This is a genomic window from Streptomyces luteoverticillatus (assembly GCF_003970715.1).
Lineage (GTDB): Bacteria > Actinomycetota > Actinomycetes > Streptomycetales > Streptomycetaceae > Streptomyces > Streptomyces abikoensis.
The window spans coordinates 94,287-114,151 of the sequence record NZ_CP034587.1 but is presented as its reverse complement, the minus strand read 5'-3'; the positions used below and the strand labels follow the sequence as shown (position 1 = coordinate 114,151).

General features: G+C 72.1%; 21 protein-coding genes. 7 read left to right on the top strand and 14 right to left on the bottom strand.

The annotated features are described in order from the left end of the window. Nucleotides 1–20 precede the first annotated feature (20 nt). The 5 genes from EKH77_RS00540 to EKH77_RS00520 form a co-directional block, all read right to left on the bottom strand. The gene (locus EKH77_RS00540; protein ID WP_126912469.1) at nucleotides 21–452 is read right to left on the bottom strand and encodes a phage tail protein; all 432 of its coding nucleotides are present in this window, start codon (nucleotides 450–452) and stop codon (nucleotides 21–23) included. A 1,438-nt stretch (nucleotides 453–1,890) separates the two neighbouring features. Next, nucleotides 1,891–2,049 (bottom strand): DUF6760 family protein, encoded by a 159-nt coding sequence (locus EKH77_RS32810; RefSeq protein ID WP_164737679.1) that lies wholly within the window; start codon nucleotides 2,047–2,049, stop codon nucleotides 1,891–1,893. Then, on the bottom strand, nucleotides 2,046–2,549 hold the full coding sequence (locus EKH77_RS00530) for a hypothetical protein (protein ID WP_397614409.1): 504 nt from the start codon (nucleotides 2,547–2,549) through the stop codon (nucleotides 2,046–2,048). Before EKH77_RS00530 ends, EKH77_RS32810 begins: the two co-directional genes overlap by 4 nt. Next, nucleotides 2,546–4,105, bottom strand: a complete 1,560-nt coding sequence (locus tag EKH77_RS00525; protein WP_126912468.1) for a Vgb family protein — start codon at nucleotides 4,103–4,105, stop codon at nucleotides 2,546–2,548. The genes EKH77_RS00530 and EKH77_RS00525 overlap by 4 nt, the downstream gene beginning before the upstream one ends. 51 nt (nucleotides 4,106–4,156) lie before the next feature. Then, on the bottom strand, nucleotides 4,157–5,476 hold the full coding sequence (locus EKH77_RS00520) for a Vgb family protein (RefSeq protein WP_126912467.1): 1,320 nt from the start codon (nucleotides 5,474–5,476) through the stop codon (nucleotides 4,157–4,159). Nucleotides 5,477–6,124: 648 nt separating this feature from the next. Here EKH77_RS00520 and EKH77_RS00515 point away from each other — a divergent pair. Then, nucleotides 6,125–7,159 carry a zinc-binding dehydrogenase gene (locus tag EKH77_RS00515; protein WP_126912466.1) on the top strand — a complete coding sequence of 345 codons (1,035 nt, stop codon included), beginning with the start codon at nucleotides 6,125–6,127 and terminating at the stop codon, nucleotides 7,157–7,159. Between the two features lie 19 nt (nucleotides 7,160–7,178). On the opposite strand, the gene EKH77_RS00510 is transcribed toward EKH77_RS00515, so the two are convergent. Then, nucleotides 7,179–8,498: a cytochrome P450 gene (locus tag EKH77_RS00510; RefSeq protein ID WP_126917795.1), complete on the bottom strand. Its 1,320-nt coding sequence runs from the start codon at nucleotides 8,496–8,498 to the stop codon at nucleotides 7,179–7,181. Nucleotides 8,499–8,686: 188 nt separating this feature from the next. Between EKH77_RS00510 and EKH77_RS00505 the strand changes: the two genes are divergently transcribed. The 4 genes from EKH77_RS00505 to EKH77_RS00490 all read left to right on the top strand — a co-directional run bounded on the left by EKH77_RS00505 (nucleotide 8,687) and on the right by EKH77_RS00490 (nucleotide 12,108). Then, the gene (locus EKH77_RS00505; RefSeq protein WP_164737678.1) at nucleotides 8,687–9,853 is read left to right on the top strand and encodes a DUF3443 family protein; all 1,167 of its coding nucleotides are present in this window, start codon (nucleotides 8,687–8,689) and stop codon (nucleotides 9,851–9,853) included. 110 nt (nucleotides 9,854–9,963) lie between these two features. Beyond that, entirely contained in the window at nucleotides 9,964–10,479 is a 516-nt protein-coding gene (locus tag EKH77_RS00500; RefSeq protein ID WP_126912464.1) for a GNAT family N-acetyltransferase, read from the top strand. A 216-nt stretch (nucleotides 10,480–10,695) separates the two neighbouring features. Further along, on the top strand, nucleotides 10,696–11,799 hold the full coding sequence (locus EKH77_RS00495; RefSeq protein ID WP_126912463.1) for an alpha/beta hydrolase: 1,104 nt from the start codon (nucleotides 10,696–10,698) through the stop codon (nucleotides 11,797–11,799). A 99-nt stretch (nucleotides 11,800–11,898) separates the two neighbouring features. After that, nucleotides 11,899–12,108 carry a hypothetical protein gene (locus EKH77_RS00490; RefSeq protein WP_126912462.1) on the top strand — a complete coding sequence of 70 codons (210 nt, stop codon included), beginning with the start codon at nucleotides 11,899–11,901 and terminating at the stop codon, nucleotides 12,106–12,108. A 73-nt stretch (nucleotides 12,109–12,181) separates the two neighbouring features. On the opposite strand, the gene EKH77_RS00485 is transcribed toward EKH77_RS00490, so the two are convergent. The 6 genes from EKH77_RS00485 to EKH77_RS00460 all read right to left on the bottom strand — a co-directional run bounded on the left by EKH77_RS00485 (nucleotide 12,182) and on the right by EKH77_RS00460 (nucleotide 16,490). Continuing rightward, nucleotides 12,182–12,589 (bottom strand): ATP-binding protein, encoded by a 408-nt coding sequence (locus tag EKH77_RS00485; RefSeq protein ID WP_126912461.1) that lies wholly within the window; start codon nucleotides 12,587–12,589, stop codon nucleotides 12,182–12,184. Nucleotides 12,590–12,719: 130 nt separating this feature from the next. Then, nucleotides 12,720–13,496, bottom strand: coding sequence for an N-acetyltransferase (locus tag EKH77_RS00480; RefSeq protein WP_126912460.1), 777 nt, complete (start codon nucleotides 13,494–13,496; stop codon nucleotides 12,720–12,722). A gap of 78 nt (nucleotides 13,497–13,574) precedes the next feature. Further along, complete coding sequence (locus EKH77_RS00475; protein WP_126912459.1) at nucleotides 13,575–14,507, bottom strand: carbohydrate kinase family protein; 933 nt, start codon at nucleotides 14,505–14,507, stop codon at nucleotides 13,575–13,577. Continuing rightward, complete coding sequence (locus tag EKH77_RS00470; protein WP_126912458.1) at nucleotides 14,504–15,430, bottom strand: pseudouridine-5'-phosphate glycosidase; 927 nt, start codon at nucleotides 15,428–15,430, stop codon at nucleotides 14,504–14,506. The genes EKH77_RS00475 and EKH77_RS00470 overlap by 4 nt, the downstream gene beginning before the upstream one ends. Before the next feature lie 115 nt (nucleotides 15,431–15,545). After that, nucleotides 15,546–16,010, bottom strand: a complete 465-nt coding sequence (locus EKH77_RS00465) for a hypothetical protein (RefSeq protein ID WP_126912457.1) — start codon at nucleotides 16,008–16,010, stop codon at nucleotides 15,546–15,548. A gap of 69 nt (nucleotides 16,011–16,079) precedes the next feature. Further along, nucleotides 16,080–16,490, bottom strand: coding sequence for a DUF1992 domain-containing protein (locus tag EKH77_RS00460; protein ID WP_126912456.1), 411 nt, complete (start codon nucleotides 16,488–16,490; stop codon nucleotides 16,080–16,082). A gap of 150 nt (nucleotides 16,491–16,640) precedes the next feature. Between EKH77_RS00460 and EKH77_RS00455 the strand changes: the two genes are divergently transcribed. After that, a complete protein-coding gene (locus EKH77_RS00455) occupies nucleotides 16,641–16,961 on the top strand; it encodes a tyrosine-protein phosphatase (RefSeq protein ID WP_240667146.1) in 321 nt (106 codons plus the stop codon). A 9-nt stretch (nucleotides 16,962–16,970) separates the two neighbouring features. Here EKH77_RS00455 and EKH77_RS00450 read toward each other — a convergent pair whose 3' ends face one another. Continuing rightward, the gene (locus tag EKH77_RS00450; protein ID WP_126912455.1) at nucleotides 16,971–18,122 is read right to left on the bottom strand and encodes a PP2C family protein-serine/threonine phosphatase; all 1,152 of its coding nucleotides are present in this window, start codon (nucleotides 18,120–18,122) and stop codon (nucleotides 16,971–16,973) included. A gap of 129 nt (nucleotides 18,123–18,251) precedes the next feature. Between EKH77_RS00450 and EKH77_RS00445 the strand changes: the two genes are divergently transcribed. After that, the gene (locus EKH77_RS00445; protein WP_126912454.1) at nucleotides 18,252–18,455 is read left to right on the top strand and encodes a hypothetical protein; all 204 of its coding nucleotides are present in this window, start codon (nucleotides 18,252–18,254) and stop codon (nucleotides 18,453–18,455) included. Between the two features lie 75 nt (nucleotides 18,456–18,530). Here the strand turns inward: EKH77_RS00445 and EKH77_RS00440 are convergent, their stop codons facing one another. Further along, nucleotides 18,531–19,829, bottom strand: a complete 1,299-nt coding sequence (locus EKH77_RS00440; protein WP_126917794.1) for a phosphatase PAP2 family protein — start codon at nucleotides 19,827–19,829, stop codon at nucleotides 18,531–18,533. Nucleotides 19,830–19,865: the final 36 nt, after the last annotated feature.

The window sequence follows — 19,865 nt, the reverse complement described above, 5'->3', positions numbered from 1 at the left end:
CGGGCTTGGCCGACCTGTCGTCAGACGGTGATGCCGAGGAACCCGTTGTGGGCGATCTCCAAGGTTTCGCGGGCCGCTTGGGACTGCTCGACGTCGAACCCCGGACCGCTCCAGCGCACCGGCAGCACCCCGTCGAGCAGCCACCGCACGAGCGGTCTCCGGTCCGGGCCGAGCGCCACGAGCTGCCCGGGAAGCCGCATGGGCTCGACCATCTGCTGCTGCATCCACGCCCACACGAGCACGGTCTCCCGCGTCAGCGGCCTGCTGAGCACGACGTTGGTGTAGCGCAGCCGCGTCGGCAGCTGCCACACGTGCCCGTTCGTCCCGCCCTCCACCCGCTCCTCCACCTCCATGGCACAGCCCAGCCCCTCGCACGCCGTGAACGAACCGAGGGCGTGGATGCCGATGGACAACTGGAAGTGGGAACTGACGGCGAACGGCTGGTCGGCCATGGACGGACACTCCGGGGTCGGTCGTCGGGCGGCGGTCGTTCATCGGGGGACGGTGCTTCCCCACGCCCCACCGTCCGGCGGCGGCTCGGCCCGCGGCGGCCACTGCGGCCGGGGACGGACCCGGCGCGTCCGCCGCACCGGCTCCAACGCGGGGAGCACGGCCTCGGCCAGCAGCCCGGCGTGCCGCAGGGCCACTTCCCGCGCGACGGCGAAGGCGTCCGGCGGGGGAGGGGCGGGGGGCGTGGCGGGCGGCCGGGGTGCGGGGTGCGCGTCCCTTTGACGGCGTCGCCGGGGGGTGGGGTGGGCGGCTGTGGAGCCGGGGTGCGCGTTCCCTCGACGGCTTCGCCAGGCGGCGTCGACGGTGTGGGCGGTGTGGGCGGGGGGAACGCGAAGGGCATGGCCGTGTCGGGCACACGGCTGATCGGGCGCCCGACGTGGAAACGGGCGGCGGCGCCTGGCGGTGGCGCGCCTTGGCCGGGTGGGGCGGGGGCGATCCCGGGTCCCGGGCGGATGACGGTTCGTTGGGCAGCGCGTTCCTTGCTGTCCGGCGGCTTCAGGGGGAGGCCCGCGCTGGGAGGATGCGGGGCGATCCCGTGAGCGGGGCGTTCGCGCCCGCCGGGATCGCGGGCCTCGGCCCGGCTGTACGACACCGTCCCGGGCGGCGACGTCTCGGGCGGCGAGGTCTCGGCAAGGCCCGGGGGCCGCACGGGGGCGTCGGCCGCCCCTCGCATGCCGGACCGGGGGCCGTACCTCGCTGCCGGACTCTGCGGTGGCGGCGCGACCGGCTTCCGTCGCTCCTCGACGGAGCCTGCACGAGCGACGTGTCCGGTCTCCTCGCCGACGCGCACGTACACGCTCGTGGGGGCTTCGCCCACCGCATCGGCCTCCCGTGGGCGTTCGACGCCGGGCCCGGCGACCGGAGCGGGCGCGCTCCCGGAGGCGCTTTCCCGGGCCTGGGACCGAGCCCGAGGCCGGGGGCTGGGCTGACGCCGGGCGCGTAAGAGCTCGCTCACCGCACCCGGCCCCTCCGAGGCACGAGGCCCACCAGGCACCACCACCTCCGCCACGGGCAGGCGCACGGGCGCGGGCACTGGCACAGCCCCAGGCCCCGCCACAGCCACGGGCGGCCCCGCCACAGCCACGGGCGGCACCGCCACAGGAACAGGCGGCCCTGCCACAGCCACCGGCGGCACCCCCACAGCCCCCGAGCCGTCACCGGCCTGAGGGAGCGGCGCGACGGGCAAGCCCCGGAGGATGCTCGCTCCCAGTGCCAGCGGCACGCCCCGCGGTAGGAGCCGGCCGCCCGCCGTGACGAGCGGCGCCGGGCGCCACGCCGCGAGGTCCCGGCGGAAGGCCAGGGGCCCGTCGGCGGACAGCACCGGCAGGCGCAGCAGCCCGACGGGCGCGAGCTCGCGCCAAGCCCGCGCGCGCACGACGCTCACCGGCCTTCCCCCGCCGTGCTGTTGATCCTGGCGATCTCACGCACCCAGGCGCGCCGCTCCTCGTGGGGGAGGGTGAGGATGTCCCCGTACGCCCAGTGGAAGTGGTAGGCGATGTAGGCGGTCTCCTCGCGGAGCCGGCGCGGCGGGTGCGTCATGTTTCCCCCAGGCGGCCGCCGGGCGCCGACGCGGGCAACGCGAAAGCCGTGCCGCAGGAGGGGCAGGCGACGGCGCCGTGTCCGGAGTCCAGGCCGTTGATCCGCCGGTAGAAGTCCTGGAGGTAGGCGAGGTCCTGGGCGAAGAGCCGTTCCACCACGCCCGCGTGGATGTCGGTGACGGTCCCCAGCCGGGTGACGACCAGGCTCAGGAGGACGACTCCGAGGTAGGCGGGGTTCTCCCGGACGCGCTGGTCGATCAGGGGTGACAGCTCGTCACGGGCGGTGGCGAGCCGCATGGAGCCTTGTCGGTGGACGGTGCCTGAGCCGTCCACATAGCCGTGGGGGAGCTCGAAGTCGAACTCCGTGCGCAGCGGCGATCCGTTCTCGGGCATGGCGGGGCGGTGTCCTCCCTCGGGCGTCCGAGCCGCGCCGCCCCCGGCCCCCGCCGGCGCGGGGACCGGGGACGTGCGGTCGAACGGTGGGCGTGCGGCGGCGGTCAGGTGATGTTCTGCCGGAGGAGCAGACTCACCCAGGTGTCGTCCACCGACACCTGGACCGAGAAGTCGCCCTGCTTGTCCCCGGCCGTCAGCACGGGGGAGTCGGCGGAGCCGTCGGGCCCGCTGGGCACGTGGACGATGTCCGTGCCGCCGGGGAAGGACGCCATGTTCTCCTCGAGGATCCGGAACGTGACCTGGGCGCCCTCGACCGTGTTGCCCTTGGCGTCCTCCACGATCACCTTCATCGGGTTGTCGAAGGACTTGCCCGGGGGCACGGTCTGTCCCGCTCCCGAGACATAGCGCACCCGGTCCGCCTGCCCCGGCTTCGGGTTGACGGTCAGGTGGGTGAAGGAGGCGACGGCGTCCGACTCCGTCCAGCGGGCGGTGACGGGGCAGGGGCCTTCCTTGAGCGGGGTGAGCAGGGAACTGGTCGCGAAGCCGAGTTGCTCGCTCTGGGAACCGGTGTGCTTGATCTCGGTGTGCTCGCCGTTCTCGAAGACGCCGGCGCCCTCCTCGACGGAGAACTCGATCTTCTGCCCGCCCACCGGAGTGCCGTCCAGCAGCGTCGCCTTGACCTCGAACGGCTTGGGGAAGCGCTGCCCGACGGTCGTCGTCTGGTCGTCGCCGGAGACCGCCGCGAGCCGGTACCGGGACACGCGCTGCAGGGCTTTCCGTCCGGACAGCGCGATCCACAGCCTGCTGTCGGCGGACATGGTGAGCCCCGAGGGCCGTGAGCCCTGGCCCGTGGGGATCGTGGCCGCCCTGCCCTTGTCCGGCAGCACATAGCCGACGGCGTCACCGGCGGTGCTCACGAACCAGAGCGTGCCGTCCGCCGTCGCCAGCATGCGGTTGGCCGCGAACGGCGTCTCGACGCGCGTGAGTGTCCCGCCGTCGACGGTGTACTTGAAGATGACCTTGTCCTTGGTGGCCACCCACACGACGTCGCCGGCCGGGGCGGCCGCGACGTCCCGGGGCTCGACGCCGAGGAGGACGGGGGAGCCGAAGGTGCCGGTGCTGGCGTCGTAGGCGACCAGCGCCTTGCCCTTGGGGGAGGTCAGCCAGTAGCGGCCCCGCTGCTGAGACGCGATCGAGACCGCGTACAGGCCGTCGGGGTACATCATCGAGTACGAGACGGCGCCGCCGGCCTCGATGAAAGCCAGCTGGTTCCAGCTGATCAGCGGTGCGACGAGCTGGGGGCGCCCCTGCTTGTTCATGCCCAGGGCCAGCGACCGGCAGTCCGTCGCGCCGTTCAGCGGATACACCTGGTACTGGCCGTCGTTCATGCACTTGACGAAGGCCGAGCCCTGCTCCCCGGTGATGAACGTCCATGCCCCGTGGCCCGTCCAGCTGACGAGGGAGTTGGCGGTTCCGGTGACACCCGAGCCCTGGCTGAAGACGGTGTTGCCCCAGGGGCTGCGGGGCTCGAAGTAACCCATGAGTCCCTGGGCGGTGACGAACCATACGTTCTGGTCGTCGTTGTGCCAGGCCACGTCGACGGCGGAGGCGTCGATGGGGAACGTGTCGGAGTCGGTGAGGGGCGGCGGCGCTGCGGATGGCATGCTGATTCTCCTTCCGGCGGACTGGAACGGTCCGGGTGGCGCGGCGCGCCGTCAGGCCGGCGTGATCGTCAGGGTCGTGGCGGCGTGCGGCTCGGTGTCGCCGAGGCCGACGCTGATGACGGCCTGCTCCTGGACGTCGCCCGTGATCACGGTGGGCAGGGCGACCCGGCCCCGCTGGTCGGTGATGATCACACGCTCGTGGGTGCCGTCCTCGAAGGCCGCCCCCTCGGCGTCGATCCGGCAGGTGAGGGGGATGCCCGGCACGGGGCGCCCGTTGGCGACGTACTCCGCGATGAGCGGCTGGGCGACCTCGTCCTTCATGTGGGCCTCCGTCTCGCCCTGGGCCACGATCTGGGTACGGCCCAGGCGCGAGGGGGCCCCGTACGGGGGCGGGGGCACCGAGTAGCTGCCCACGGTCTTCCTGGTCGGGTTCGTGTACCAGAGCTTGCCGTCGGCCGCGACGCAGATCCCCTTGGCACCGCCACCGTTGGGCAGCCGCACCAGGGAGCCGTTCGTGTTCAGACGCGCGTCGAACTCGTGCAGCCCTTCGCTGGAGGCCACCCACAGCTCACCCGTCGGGCTGAGCGTCAGCTGCTGGGGGATCGCCGTCCCCAGGTCCGCGGTGCGCGCGGTGCCGGTGCCGAGGTCGAAGCGGATGACCTGGTTGGGGTTGGTGGCGGTCAGCCAGACCGCGGTCGTGTCCGCGATGACGTAGAAGGGCTTCTGGCCGCCCCGGAGCACCTCGATCCGCTCCCATGCCATCGCGCCGGGGGAGCGGCGGTAGAGGCCGTTCTCGGTCCTGACGGGCGTGGTGGTCCGGGTTTGGCCCGTGGCCCAGTAGGTGTGGATCTTCCCGGTGGTGTCCGTGGTGACGGCCACGTCCCAGAGCCAGGTGCTCTGGCTGACCGGCATCCGGTCGATGGTGCCGTGGCTGGGGGTGAGGATGCCGATGTAACTGTGCTGGGGCTCGGCGAAGATGAGGCTGTACTCGGGGATCGGGGTGCCGCCCGATCCCACGTTGGTGGTCCGGAGCTTGATGCTCTCCGCCTTGGCGTCGTTCTCCAGGGGGTAGAACTGGATGGCGTTGATCCCCGTGGTCTCCATGATCACGATGGGGTCTTCCTGCGCCGGCGGTGCCGGAGCGGCGAACCAGACCCGCTGGAGACCGTCGGGGTCCTTGATGATTCCGGCGCTGAGCTGGGGAACCATCGAATGGTTCACCACCATCTGACTGTTCCCGGCATTGGGATTGACGCGGATGACGGCTTTGTTCTCGGTGGTCACCCAGAGGTACCTCGCGTTTCCCTGGGCCAGCGAGTGGGGCTTGTAGTTCCCGATGGAGTATTCCTGGATCGTTCCGGGATCCGGCACTGTGGTATTCCCCCTCCGGTCCGTGTGATGGTCGCCCGAACGTGCCGGGCCCGCGCGACAGCGCATGACGGTGAAACGCGACAGCGCATGACGGTGAGAGCGGCAGGATCCGGTGGCTCGCGCGGGGGCGGCGTTCGGCTGGTCGAGACTATGCCGTCAGCACTACCGTCGACACCCGGGCGAACCGGCCACCCGGAGCCCGTGCCCACGGCTTCCGGACAAGGGATGGGGTCACCTGCCCCGCAGCGGCATCCGAGCTGCGGACCGGGGGCATCCGGTGCCCGGTGTTCCGCACTCCGGCCCCGGCGGCTCCCGGCGCACTCATGGCTGTCAAGAGCGCGCGCACTCCGTCACAGCGACGGGACAGTATGGCCGGAATTCAGCCGAGAACCGTTTTTCTGCCCGAACGGGAATCACTTGATGGCGGAAAACGAACATCCCATGATTGGTCCGGACTTTGCGGTCGATTGTGGGGCGGGTGGGTCGGCCGGGTTTCCCGACCGCACTCGCGCCGGGAGGCCGGCGCGGCAGCCTCCCAGGTCGGCGCGACAGCCCTCGGAGTGAGGCGCACGCTGGAAAGAGACCTATAGCGAGACGGACCCATGGCCGGACGACACCATCGGCCGGACGACACCCTCGGGAAGACCCATGCGAGCGACACTGATCTACGGCGCCGGTGACATCCGGGTCGAGAACGTACCCGACCCCCGTATCCAGGACCCCACGGACGCCGTGGTGCGCGTCGTCCGCTCGTGCGTCTGCGGCAGCGACCTGTGGCCCTACGGCTCCAGACCGGCCACGGAGGAGGGCGAACGCATCGGCCACGAATTCCTCGGCGTCGTGGAGGAGACCGGCCCGGAGGTCACCGGACCGAAGGCCGGCGACCTCGTGGTCGCACCCTTCGCCTACGCCGACAACACCTGCCGGTTCTGCGCCGAGGGCCTCCACACCTCCTGCCCGCGCGGCGGGTACTGGGGCCAGAACGGCGTGGACGGCGGCCAGGGCGAGGCCGTACGCAGCCCCTGGGCCCAGGGCACCCTGGTGAAACTGCCCGTCGGTGAGGACTCGGACCTACTGCCCTCGCTGCTCACCCTCTCCGACGTCTTCTGCACCGGCCACCACTGCGCCGTCACCGCCGGGGTCGACGCCCGGACGACGGTGACGGTCATCGGCGACGGCGCCGTCGGCCTGTCGGCGGTGCTGGCGGCCAGGCGGCTCGGCGCCGAGCGGATCCTGCTGATGGGCCGCCACGAGGCCCGCACCGCCCTCGGACGCGACTTCGGGGCCACCGACGTGATCCCCGAACGCGGCGACGAAGGCATCGCGCGCGTAAGGGAGTTGACCGGCGGCGAGGGCACCCACGCCGTACTGGAGTGCGTCGGCACCAAGCCCGCGCTCACCACGGCACTCGCGGTGGTGCGCGACGGCGGAGTGGTCAGCAGGGTCGGTGTGCCGCAGTACGAGGAGGGACCGGCCGGGTACGAGATGTTCAGCCGCAACGTCACCCTCACCGGCGGTGTCGCGCCCGCCCGCGCCTACATCGAGGAACTGCTCCCCGACGTCCTCGACGGCACGATCGAACCCGGCAGGGTCTTCGACCGCACTGTCGACCTGGACGGCGTCCCGGGCGGCTACCGCGCCATGGCGGACCGCGAGGCCCTGAAGGTGCTCATCGCCCCCTGAACCGGCCCCGCGCCGCCGTCTACCCCGAAACCCTGGGGCTCACGAACATACGGATGTCGTCGGCCGCCCAGAGCACGAACCGTTCGATCGGCGTCACCTCGTGCCCTGGCACGGGCCGGAACCGGAACCGCTTGAGCAGCACGGCCAGGACCAGCTCGGCCTCGACCATGGCCAGCCCCGCGCCCTCGCAACCGCGCGGCCCGAGCCCGAAGGGGACGTAGGCCAGCCGCGGCCGCTTGGCCACCTCCTCCGGCGTGAACCGCTCGGGCACGAACTTCTCGGGCTCCGGCCAGTAGTCGGCGTTCATGTGGACCGCCCAGAACGGATAGAAGACCGTCGCCCCGGCCGGTATCTCGTACTCGCCCAGGACCAGCGCCTCGGTCGTCTCCCGCGCGCCGTACGGGCCCGGTGGGTACAGCCGCATCGCCTCCTTGAGGACCATCTCCAGGTATGTGAGCCGCCGCAGATCGGCGTACCCGGGTGCCGCGAGGTCGCCCAGGACACGGTCGAGCTCCTCGGCGACGCGTTCGGCCACCTCCGGGTGCCGGCCCAGCAGATGCAGGGTCCACGACACGGCCACCCCGGTCGTGTGATGGGCCGCCAGCATCGTCATCATGACGGTGTCGCGGATCCGGGCGGGCCGCTCACCGGCGTCGACGAGCGCCCCGACCAGATCGCTCCGGTCCACCCGGCGGCCCGCGCGCCGCGCCGCGACCACCCGGTCGACCACCGCGCGCAGATGGGCGAGAGCCTCCTCCGCGCCCTCCGTGTTGTCGCCCCTCTCCGCGCCCGGCGCCCGGTAGAGCCGTCCCAGATATTCGGTGAGCACCTCCTCGAAGGCGGTGACGATCCGGTCGGGATCCTCGACGTCGCCGCCCAGCGCGTACGCGCAGATCATCCGCAGCGACAGCGCGGTGAGGTCCTTCTGCGGCTCGACGGGCCCACGGCCGGCCCGCTCGGCCCAGCGATCGGCGACCTCCGTCGTCAGCGTGGTGAACCGCGCGAAGTGCCGCTCGTGGGAAGGCCGCCCGGCCAGCACCGACAAGAGCAGACGCCGCCACGGCGTGTGCTCGTCGGCCGGCAACACCTGAAGGTTCCCCGCCTCGCACAGCGGCGCGAGGAACTCGAACAGCCGCTCGGGGCGCTTGTCGATGTGAGCCGTCGCCTCCAGCAGCACGGGGTCGGCGACCGAAACGGCCGTCTCCGCGCCGGGCAGCTGGAACCGTACGACGGGCCCGTACTCGGCGTGCAGCCGCAACTGATAGATGTGCAGTCCGCCCGCCGCCGCCACGGCGCCCACGCCGCCGTCCGCCCGGGGCTCGGGACCGGGGATGCGCATGACCATCGCTGCCTCTCCTTCCCTCCGACAGACCGATTCACGGGGCGCCGCACGGAATCCGCAAGACCACGACCGGCCACGAAGCGTGGCCGGTCGTACCTGAATGGACGCCGTCGCGGGGCGCGGGGCCGGGACACCGGTGATCCTTGCGGCAGGAGCACCCGCCCCAGCCAGAAGCCGGAGCCGCCGTGCCGCTCTCCCCGCCCTCGCACGCCACGCCCCCGCCCCGCCCGCCGCGCCGTCGGCTCCGGCACCTGGCCACCGCCGCGGCGGCGACGCTCGTCGCCCTGCTGCTGACAGCCTGCGGCGGCGGCCTCGAACCGGGCGCGTCGACGGCGAGCGGCGGCGCCTCCCGGGCGTCGAGCGTGCCCCTGACCTACCTGTCGGCGGGCAGCGCGGGCGGCAGACTGAGCGTGCCCCGGCTCCAGGCCACCGTCCGCATCGGCTCACGGTCGGCGAATCTGCTGGTGGACACGGGATCCACCGGGCTGAAAGTGCTCGCCTCCGCCGTCGGGGACGACGCGACCCCCACCGGCGCCACCGGAAGCAGCAGCTTCCTCAGCGGGCTGAAGATCAGCGGCAGGGAGGCCCGGGCCACCCTCCGCCTCGGCGCCGCCACCGCCGACAACCAGACCATCCTGCTCGTCGACTCCCTCGGATGCGTCGACCAGGCCCCCGACTGCGCGGCGGCGCACGGCGGCACACCGGAGGAGTTCGGCGGCGTCTTCGACGGCATCCTCGGCATCGGCATGGCCGAACGCGACCAGGGCGTCAAGGGCTGCTGCGCCAACCCCATGTCCGGCCTCACCGGCGACGGATCCTTCATCGTCCACTTCGACGAGGAACACCCCCAGCTCCGGCTCAACCCGCCGCCCGGGACCGTGGCGCGGTTCAGGACGGCCGACCTGAAACGGACGGTCACCGCACGACCCCGGCCTGGCGCCGCCCCGACCGCGATGACCTCCTGGGACCCCGCCCCCATGAAGGCGTGCCTGACCGTGACCGGCGTCCTGGACCACGAGTGCGCACCCGTCGTCTTCGACACCGGCACCCCCACCCTCGCCCTGGAGGCCCCCCGCCCGGCCGGGCCCGCCCTCGGCACGCTGCTCCCGGGCGGCGTCGTGGACACCTACGGCCGGCAGGTCGCGCTCACCGTCACGTCGGCCGACTGGACCTGGACCTACCGGATGCCCACCAAGGAGGCCCTCAGCCAGCCGCTGAACGCCCTGAGCACCCCCCTGCTCAGCTACGGCAGACAGGAACAGGCGGTGATCATCGCCGGGCTGCCCGCCTTCACCAAGGTCGACGTGCTCTACGACCTGCGCGGCGGCCGCACCGGCCTGGCACCCCGCTGACCTGACAGAGCCCGGCAGGACCCCTCCCTGAATCGAAGGACGAACCGGCCGGCGCGTGCTAGCTTCGAGGGGTTTCCGCTGGCCCACACGAAACGGATCCTCGTTCCGTCATGCGTATCCACGACCAGTGGCACACCCGCGCCGAGACCGGCGCCGACATTCCCGCCATCCGTGAGATCAACCTCACCGCGTTCGGCACCCCGGACGAGGCCGACCTCGTCGACGCCCTGCGCGGCGACCCGTCATGGATCGACGGCCTGTCCCTCGTCGTCACCGACGAGGGTGGCGAACCCGTCGGTCACGCGCTGCTGACGCGCTGCCACATCGGCGACACCCCCGCCCTGTGCCTGGCCCCCGTCGCCGTGCGGCCCGGGCTGCAGAGGAGCGGCGCCGGATCGGCAGCCGTCCGCGCCGCGCTGCGGGCGGCCGGGGAGATGGGCGAGCGCTACGTCGTCGTCCTCGGGCACCCGGCGTACTACCCGCGCTTCGGCTTCGGGCGCGCCTCGGCCCATGGCATCGGCGTGACCATCGACGTCCCCGACGAGGCGCTGATGGCCCTCGCCCTGGACGACGCCCACCCGCTGCCGGCAGGCACGGTCCGCTACGCGGCGCCCTTCGGCATCTGAGGGCACAGCCGGCCGTCTACCCTCGAAGCAGGGGCCGGTTCCGCTCGCGGTCCCGTTCCCGCACTCCCCGTGACGGCCGCGCCACGCGTCAGGCCCGGGGAAACATCATCATTCTGTGACAGCCGGAACCCGCTGCCGGACGGGCCCACTCCTTACGGATGTCACAGCTATCCAGCAGTATCCGCGCCCTTGTCGTCACCGCAGTAAGGATTTCCGATGTCGTACCAGTCGCCCACGACCTACCAGGCCCGGCGCCGTCCCTCCCGCGCCAAACGCTGGGTGATCGCTGGGGCGTCCGTCGTCACGCTCGGTCTCATCGCCTGGCCGGTGATGTCCTACTACGAGATACCCCCGTTCACGGACAAGGGCGACGCGATCTCCTTCGGCGGGTCGGGCGACGGCAAGAACGGCGACCAGGCACCCGGCTCCAAGGCCCAGATGCCCCTCGGCCCCAAGGCCGGCTTCAAGATCTCCGGCACCGTCCCCGAGGACGGCACCAAGATCGCCGTCACCACCTACAAGGGCAAGAAGTCCGGCTTCGAAGGCAAGGTCTGGGTCTGGGCCCCCAAGGAGTACGACGACCCGAAGTACGCCAAGAGCGGCTTCCCCGTCCTCATCGCCCTCCCCGGCGGCGCCGGGTACCCCAACAACTACTGGATGGGCACCGACCTCAAGCTCGAGGCGTCCATCTCCAAGTGGGCCCAGGAAGGCAAGAGCCTCCCCTTCATCATCGCCATGCCGGTCCTCAACCCCGAGAACCACGACAAGGACCCCAAGGACCCCAAGGCCGGGCTCTACTGGGACGGCAGCGACATCCCCGGCCAGCCCAAGATGGGCACCTGGCTCACCGAGGACGTTCCCCAGCTCGTCAAGGAGAACTTCCGCACCATCAAGTCGCGTGACGGCTGGGCCTTCATGGGCTCTTCCACCGGTGCCTCCGCGGGCCTGAAGTCGGTCCTCCAGAAGCCCGACCAGTTCAAGGCGGTCATCGCCTCCGGCCCCGACATCGTGCCCGACTCCCGCCTGTGGGCCGGCCACGAGAAGGAGAAGGCCGACAACAACTCCGACGTCCTCGCCCAGCGCCTCATCGCCAAGAAGGGCCCCGAGGTCTACCTCGCCTTCCAGGTCGGCTCCAACGAACCGGTCAAGCCGCCCATCGACCGCTTCCTCGCCAAGTACGGCAACAACAAGGGCCCGATCAAGACGAAGTACCGGATCAACGTCGGCGGCGAGCACAACGCGGCCTCGTACGTCCCCAACATGGAGGCCGGGGGTCTTATTCAGTGGGTCAGCGAACACATGCAGGGCCCCACGACCTGACCCGCGCACCGGCGGCCGACATGCACGTCGAGCGGGTGCGTGTGAGGCTGCTGGGGGCGAAGCCGCCCACCGCCCGTCTCGTCGAGGAGTGAGCACGGCATGGACAGCAGCAGGGAACGCGACCCGTACCGCGACGACGGCGACTACGTCGAGGACATGACGGAGGAGACGCTGGGGCAGCGCGAGCAGTCCCGGCAGAGCATGCAGGGCGGGCAGCAGGACGAGCGGCGCCGGCGGCTCAACGACGACCTCAACGACAACCTGAGCGACGACCGGGACGGCCTCGACGACCTGGACGACCTTCCGTAACCCCATCCGGCCGGTCCGGAGCGCCCCGGGCGCGGACCGGCCGGTGGCGGGCACCCCTGCCAGGGAGGGGGCGTCAGGAAGGCAGGTGCCCCAACCTTCCGGGCGCCAGCCTCCCGAAGGGCGGACCGTCCTTGGTGGCCGCCTTCGCGGTCTCGCCGACAGTCTCACCCGCCGACCCCGCCGCGCGGCCGATGGTCTGCTGGACGGCGGACGTCGACGACTTCACGGCCGTCCCGCCCGTCCGGCCGGCCGCGGGGACCACCTTGCCGACGGCACCGCCCCCGGCGTCGCCGATCACCCTCGTCGACTTCTGGGCGGCCTCGTCCACCGCCGACCCCAGATTACCGGGATCCATGGTGACGCCCTTCAGGTCGAGCCCGCTGGGCAGCGGGGCGGCGTACGCGGTGGCCCCCGGCCCGACGGCACCCGCGCCCAGGGCGGCCATGGCCAGGGCGGCCGTCGCAAGGACTCGTCGCATCATGACTCCTTCGATCGTCGACGGAAGAGCCTCCACGACAAGAACGAGCGGGAGACGACACCGGACACGTCACAGGGGCAGGCCGCGAGCCCATTCCCTCCACCACAGTAAAGAACGGCGTCCGGTCATTCGATCACCCCGGCCGGCCGCCGGCGCGGTGCCGGACCCAGACGTTGGGCTCGACGTAGACCGCCCGGTCGTGCGCGACGTCGCAGCGCACCGGGGTGAGCGCGCCCGGCACCTCGACGTCGCCGTCGCGGTCGAAGGGCAGCCCGGTCCACCGCCGCCACTCGGCCAGGGAGCCGCTGACCGTCATCGACGCCGGAGCGACCTTCTCGATGACACCACCGGCCCTGACGTGCACCCGCAGCCACGGGTCGGCCGGCAGGCCGTCGTCGCGCCGCCGGAGCGCGTAGTCGGCCATGGGGACGCGCGGCTCCAGGTGCTTGGCCGTGGGCCGCACGGGAGCCAGGAGCACGTCGTGGCCCTGCCGGCCGACGGCCTCCCGCATCGCGGTGAGCATGCGGGAGGACAGGCCGCGGCCGAGGTGTTCCCTGTCCACGGTTATCTCCAGCGCGCTCGCCGTCGTGGGGGCTACGCCGCGTAGCCGGTCGTCGGACGCCCACACCAGGACCCGGTCCCACCCCTGGTCCGGCGTCTCCTCGCGCCCGTCGAGCGAGGCGTTGAAGGGCACGCTCAGCCCGCGCGCCACGACACGGTCGCCGTCCGTCGCGTCCGTCGCCACGACGCAGTAGTCGGGAAAGTCCTCGGGCACCCGGCCCAACAGGGCACCCACCACCGGCTCGTGGGCGGTGAAGTACGGCCAGGTGTCGTCGATCTCGTAGATCCTGGGAATCAGCGCCGGGCGCTCGGCGAGTGTCGTGATCGTGATGCTGTCGATGTCTCTCACGGCAGCGCACCCTGTCACAGGGACAACCCGCCGTGCCAGCGAATTCGCCGCCTCCGTCACCGGACGTCGTGAAGGCCGTCATCCCGGGTCGCGCGGCCGGCCGCCGATGACGGTGACGGCCTCGGCGGCGGTCCGGCAGCCGTGCCGCGCGGCCTCGACCGGGCCGTGGCCCGCGAGACGGGCCGCGAGGAAACCGCCGGTGAAGGCGTCACCCGCACCTGTTGTGTCCACGGCCGTCGCGGGGCGGGCCGGCACCCGGGCGACGATCGCGCCCGACGCTGCCACCAGCGCGCCCCGCGCGCCCCTCGTCGACACCACGAGCGGAAAGCGCCGGCTCAGCTCGGCCGCCGCCTCGGCCGGCTCGGAACGCCCCGTCAGCAGCGCCGCCTCGTGGTGACTGGGCAGGAGGACGTCCACTCCGGCGAGCGCCGCCAGGAAACGGTCCGTACCGAAGCCGGCGATGAAACCCGCCGACGCCGGGTCGACGCTCACCGGTATGGAACGGGCGCGGGCCGCCTCCATCGCCAGCCGGGCCGCCGCGCGGCTGGCGTCGGCGAAGAAGAGATAGCCGGACACATGCAGATGACCGACCCCGGCGAGCAGCTCGCCGTCCCAGTCGGCGGTGGACAGGCGCAGCACCGCGCCGCTGTCGGTGAGGAACGTCCGCTCGCCGTCGGCGCCGACCAGACAGATGACCGTGCCGGTCGGCGCGGCGGGATCGGCCACCAGACGCGGCCGGACACCGGCCGCGCGGAGCACGCGCTCGTGCGCGTCCACCGCGTCCGCGCCCACCCGGGCCAGGATACGGACGTCCTCGGCGCCCGAACGGGCCGCCCAGCAGGCCACGTTGGCCCCGGCGCCGCCGGGCAGGGAGGCGATGCGGGCCGCCGTGTCGGTCGCGGGCGCGAGCGGGGAGCGGTGGCGGGCGACGATGTCGGTCACCACGTCGCCGACGACGAGCAGCCCTCTCGACCCGCCTTCCGACCCACCGCCCGGCCCACCGCCCGTCACGCGGCGTACGCCTTGGCGATCTCGGCCGCCAGCCGGACGTTGCCGCGCACCGCCGCCACGTTGGCCTCCAAGGACGCGCCGTCGGTGTGCCGGAAGAGATGGTCGAGGAGGAACGGTGTGACCGCCTGCCCGGTGACGCCCTCCCGCGCGCACGCCGCCAGCGCCCCGGCCAGCACCCGGTCGTGCAGCGCCGGGTCCAGCTGCTGATCCACGGGGACGGGGTTCGCGACGACGAGAGCCGAGGGCGGGCCACCCAGCGCGTCCTGGGCGCGCAGCACGTCCGCCACCTCCGCCGCCGTCCCGACCGTCCAGTCGACCGGCACGCCGGAGCCGGTGAGGTAGAAGCCGGGGAATTCCCGCGTCCGGAAACCCAGTACCCCCACGCCCAGCGTCTCCAGGCGCTGCAATGTCGCGGGGACGTCCAGGACCGACTTCACCCCCGCGCACACCACCGCGATCCGGGTCCGCGCCAGCAGGCGCAGATCGGCGGACTCGTCCTGCGTCTGTGCCCACTCGCGGTGGACGCCGCCCAGGCCGCCCGTCGCGAACACGCGGATCCCGGCCCGTTCCGCGAGGAACGCCGTCCCCGACACCGTCGTCGCCCCGCTCGCCCCCGCCGCCACCGCCGGCGCCAGATCGCGGCTCCCCAGCTTGCGCAGCCCGTCCTCGCCCGCCACCCGCGCCAGTCGCGCCTTGTCCAGGCCGACGTGCGGCCGGCCGTCCAGCACCGCGACGGTCGCGGGTACGGCACCACCGGCCCGTACGAGTTCCTCCAGCTCCTCCGCCACCCGCAGGTTCCGCGGCCGGGGCAGCCCGTGCGCGATGATCGTCGACTCCAGGGCCACCACCGGCCGGCCGAGGTCCAGCGCCTCCCGCACCTCGTCCGAGACGATCAGCGGCTCCCGAGCCGATTCCTCCGCCATCGCAGCCCCTTCCGCCACACCCGGCGCGGTATCGCGCACCGGCTTCCTGGTCGCAAAGACCGTTCCCAGCCTCGCGGCACCGGAAGCCTCCCGAGGCGGAGGGAGACCGGAACCGTCACTTCACCTTGTACTCGCACATCTTGTCGGACTTGCCGTCCTGGTTGTCCGCGACCTTCTTCCCGTCGACGGTGATGACGCAGGGCGCCGCGTGCAGCATGCCGTCAGGGCCGTGAACGGAGCCGGGGACGACCGACACCAGCAGGCCCACCTTCTTCTCGGCGTCCGTCGTCAAGGTGATGGTGGAGGTCTTCTTCCAGGGCAACTGCACCTGTTCCATCTTGTTGGTGTCCAGGTTGTAGTAGACCGACGTCGTTTCGCTGCCGAGGACTTCCAGCGTCACCTCGTGCTTGACCTCGCCGCTCCCGCCTTCCGCCTTCGCCTTCGGCTGCGCGGACGTCGCGGGCTTGTCGGCGGCCGCCGGGCTGCTGTCGCCGCTGCCGCATCCCGTCAGAAGAGCCGCGGTCAGGGCGAGAGCCACACCCGTGATGATCTTGCGCAATGTTTCCTCCTGGTCGGACAAGTGAACGATCTTAGTGGTGTGCGGGTGTCGCCCCTGTCCACCAGGTCGAGTCCGACCGGGAGCGGTACGTCATGGTCGGCCGTCGCCGCGCTTCTCGCGCCGCGCGGCCAGGACGTCGTCGATGACGAACGGGACCAGACCGAGCGGCGGCCCGGGCGGCGGCCTGCGGAGAGACGCGGCGATCTTGTCGTTGATCTCGTGGACGATCCTGCGCGCCTCCTCCTCGCTCCGGGCCGCCACCGCCGCCGCCAGGGCGTCCTCCGCCTCCTTGCGCAACGCCAGCGTCGGCGGCAGGAACGAGAGGTTCTCGCGGCGCATCTTGTCCTTGACCCACCAGTCCGCGTCATAGGGCCGGTCGATGCCCGCCAGCGGGCGGCCGAAGCCCGGCAGGTCGCGGAAGTCGCCGCGCTCCTCGGCTTCCCGGATCTGCTTGTCCGCCCACGACTCGAAGTCCGACACACGGGGTTTACGATCGGTCACAGTCCGCTCCTCCCGGCCGTGGCGCACCCGCCCACGACCCGTCCCCAGCACACCGCCTGTACTCCCAGGATCCCAGACGCGACGCGGAACCGGCCTCGACGCCCGCGCGCCCGGGACTGGGACCGCTTCCTCGCGCTGGGCGTCCGCACTGTGATCGACCTCAGACACCCCTGGGAGGTCGAACGCAGCGGACGCCTCCCGCACCACCCCTCGCTCGCCTACCACAACCTGAGCATCGAGCACCGGCCGTACGACCAGGCCGCCTTGGGCCCCGACGTCGAACCAGCCCGCTACCCCCCACATCTGACGCTCGGTTGGCCCGCCTACGGCCGCGCCCCAGCCGGGATCATGAGCCTCTTCATGGCCGAACTCGCCGCGCGGTACGGGTCGGTGCGGGGCTACGCCGCGCAGCGGCTCGGCGTCGACGACGAGCTGGTGTCGACGCTTCGCGGACAGCTCCTGACACCCTGAGAGAGGGGTTCATCTCTCCAGCCGGTCGACGAGGAGCATCGCCGCGTCGTCCGCCAAGCGACCACGGGTGTGCAGGACGAGCCTCCGGTGGAGCTGTTCGAGGAAGTCCCGCGGGGCGTCGGCAGGAGTGGTTCCTTCCGCCACCCTTTCCATGGCCTCGGCCAGGGGGAAGAAGCGGTCGTCCCCGTCGCGGGCCTCGATCACGCCGTCGGTGTACAGCAGGAGACGGTCACCGACCGCGAACGGATGGCTCTCCGCCGCGGCCGGGGGACCGGTCATGAAGTCCTCCAGCCACAGCGGTGGCAAAGGCGAGGAAGGGGTCAGGGCCCGCACCTCGCCCCGGGACAGCACCAGCGGCGGCGGATGTCCCCGGTTGACCACCTCGACCACCGGCTCCTCCGCCGGCCCCTCCGACACCTGGGCCACGAGCGCCGTGACGAACCCCTCCAGCAGGGTGTCCTCGCTGTACGCGCCCGGTACGGCGGACTCCCGCCGCAGCGCGGCCGTGCAGTGGTTCATCACCTCCACCAGATCCTCCTCGTAGTGCGAGGCCTCCCGGAAGGCGCCCAGTACGGCCGCCGCCGAGCGCACCGCGGGCAGACCCTTGCCCCTGACGTCCCCGATGATCACCCGGACCCCGTACCGGGTCTCCGTGATCTCGTACAGGTCGCCGCCGATCTGCGCCCCCGCCTCCGCCGCGAGATACATGCCGGCGGCCCCGACCGGGCCCAGCCGGGCGGGCACGGGGCGCAGGATGACCTGCTGCGCCGCCGTGGCGATCCGGCGCACCTGGTCGATCTCGTTCCGCCGGCGGGTCCGCACGGCGCGGCTCGTCAGGAAGCCCGCCCCGGACACCAGGAAGAGGGCCAGGAAGTTGGTGAGGACCTGGAGGCTGCCCCAGGCGTGGTTGTAGGTCGCGGTGGTCGCGCTGACGGCCATCGCGACGGCCGCCGCCGCGACGGTGCCCCGAGGTCCCATCGTCACCGCCGCCAGCGCCGGTGTCGCTGTGAGCAGAGGGCCGGTGTACAGAAAGTGCGCGGGCGAGAACTCGATGCCCAGCACCAGCAGGGCGATCGCGAACGGGACGCACTGCCCCAGCCGGAAGAGGCCCCCGTGGACGCCCGGCCCCGGCCGGGGATCCGAGCGCGAGAGCGACCCCATGACTCCAGGCTCCTCCGCGAGACCTCGCCGGTCCACTCGCCGACGGCGCCGCGGTGGCCGGATGCGTGCCCCGCGCCCCCGTGTGAACCTGAAATTGTCGCGGAAGTCCGATGCGAGAGGGGGCCCGCCATGGTCGGACTGCCGAAATGGGGAAACAAGGAATCCCGCGCAGCCGAACACGAGCGAAAGCAGCGGGAAAAGCAGGAGAAGAAGGAAAGGGCGGCGGTAAAAGCGAAGGAAGCGGAGAAGACGACGGAGGGTGGTTACAAGCCCGCGCCCGAGGAGGACGTCCTCGGCTGGGGCCACCGCGGGGAGTCGTCCCCCCATCAGTGACCCACCCGAACGTGATCTGCCCGAACGACGGGAGCCACCGGCCTGGCCAGGCCGGTGGCTCCCGTCGTCGATGACTCACACGAGTTCGAGTTGCGGTTCCGGTCGCCGCGCCGGCGCGGCCTTCGGCTCCCACGACCTGGTGGTCCGTACGTAGCCGTAGATCACCGAGCCCATCGCCAGGACGAGAAGCGGTCCGGACAGCCACGGATGCCCGGCCATCTCCACCGGCAGATAGCGATAGGACAGCAGGAGCACGGTGAAGACCGTCGCGCCGTAGGCGACCAGCCGGGTTCCCGACCGGTCCCAGCCGCGGTCGAGCGAGCGCAGGCCCGCCTCGATCGTCAGCGAGAACACCACACCGGCGATCAGGTCCGCGCCGTAGTGGTAGCCGAATCCCAGGGTCGCGCTGAGCGTGGCGACCAGCCAGAACGTTCCCGCGTACCGCAGGGCGCGCGGTCCCTTGCGGGAATGGATGAAGATCGCGGTGGCCCACGCCGTGTGGAGGCTGGGCATGCAGTTGCGCGGGGTGATCCCGTCGTACGGCACCGGGTGCGGGACGCCGATCGCCGGCGGCGTGTGCGGCCACAGGTCGGCCACCGCCCATTGCAGGCCGCCGGTGCCGGAGGTGCCCGGACCGTAGGCGAAGATCGGCCCGACCACCGGGAAGATCATGTAGATGGCCGGCCCGAGGAGGCCGATCACCAGGAAGGTGCGCACCAGATGGTGGCTCGGAAAGCGGCGCTCCGTCGCCACATTGCGCAGCTGGTACAGCGCGACGGCGACCGCCGCCACCGCGAGCTGGGCATAGACCAGGTCGAGGACGTGAATGCCGACCGGGCCGGTGGCCTTGAGGATCCGGCCCGCCAGCCACGAGGGGTTGCCCAGCGCGTGATCGGCGGTCGCCACGTACTGGTCGAGCACCGTCGGGCGGGTCTTCGAGGTGATGAGCAGCCAGGTGTCGCCGGTCTTGCGACCGGCCACCAGCAGCAGGCCCAGCCCGACGCCCTGCAGCAGCAGGACGCGCTCCCGGCCGGTGCGGCGCGTGACGGCGATGACGGCGCAGCCCAGCATCACCCACAACGCGCCGTTGCCGAAGTAACGGCCGTCGGACATGTCGGCGCCGACCGCCCACCGCACCAGCACGAAGACGACGTCGATGCCGACCGCGGCACCGGCCGCGATGAACCGCTGCCGCCAGGTGAGCACCACCATCATCAACGCCAGACCGCCGTACAGCGGCCCCGGCTTGGGGGCGAAAATCACCTCTTTCGCCTGGTTGGTGATCGGCCCCGGTACGCCGGCGTAGCGACGGGCGACGATCTCCAGCGCGATGAGGAATCCAAGGGCCACCACACCCGCCGTGGCCCACAGGATCACCCGTGGCCTACGCCACGCGGCGAAATCAATTCT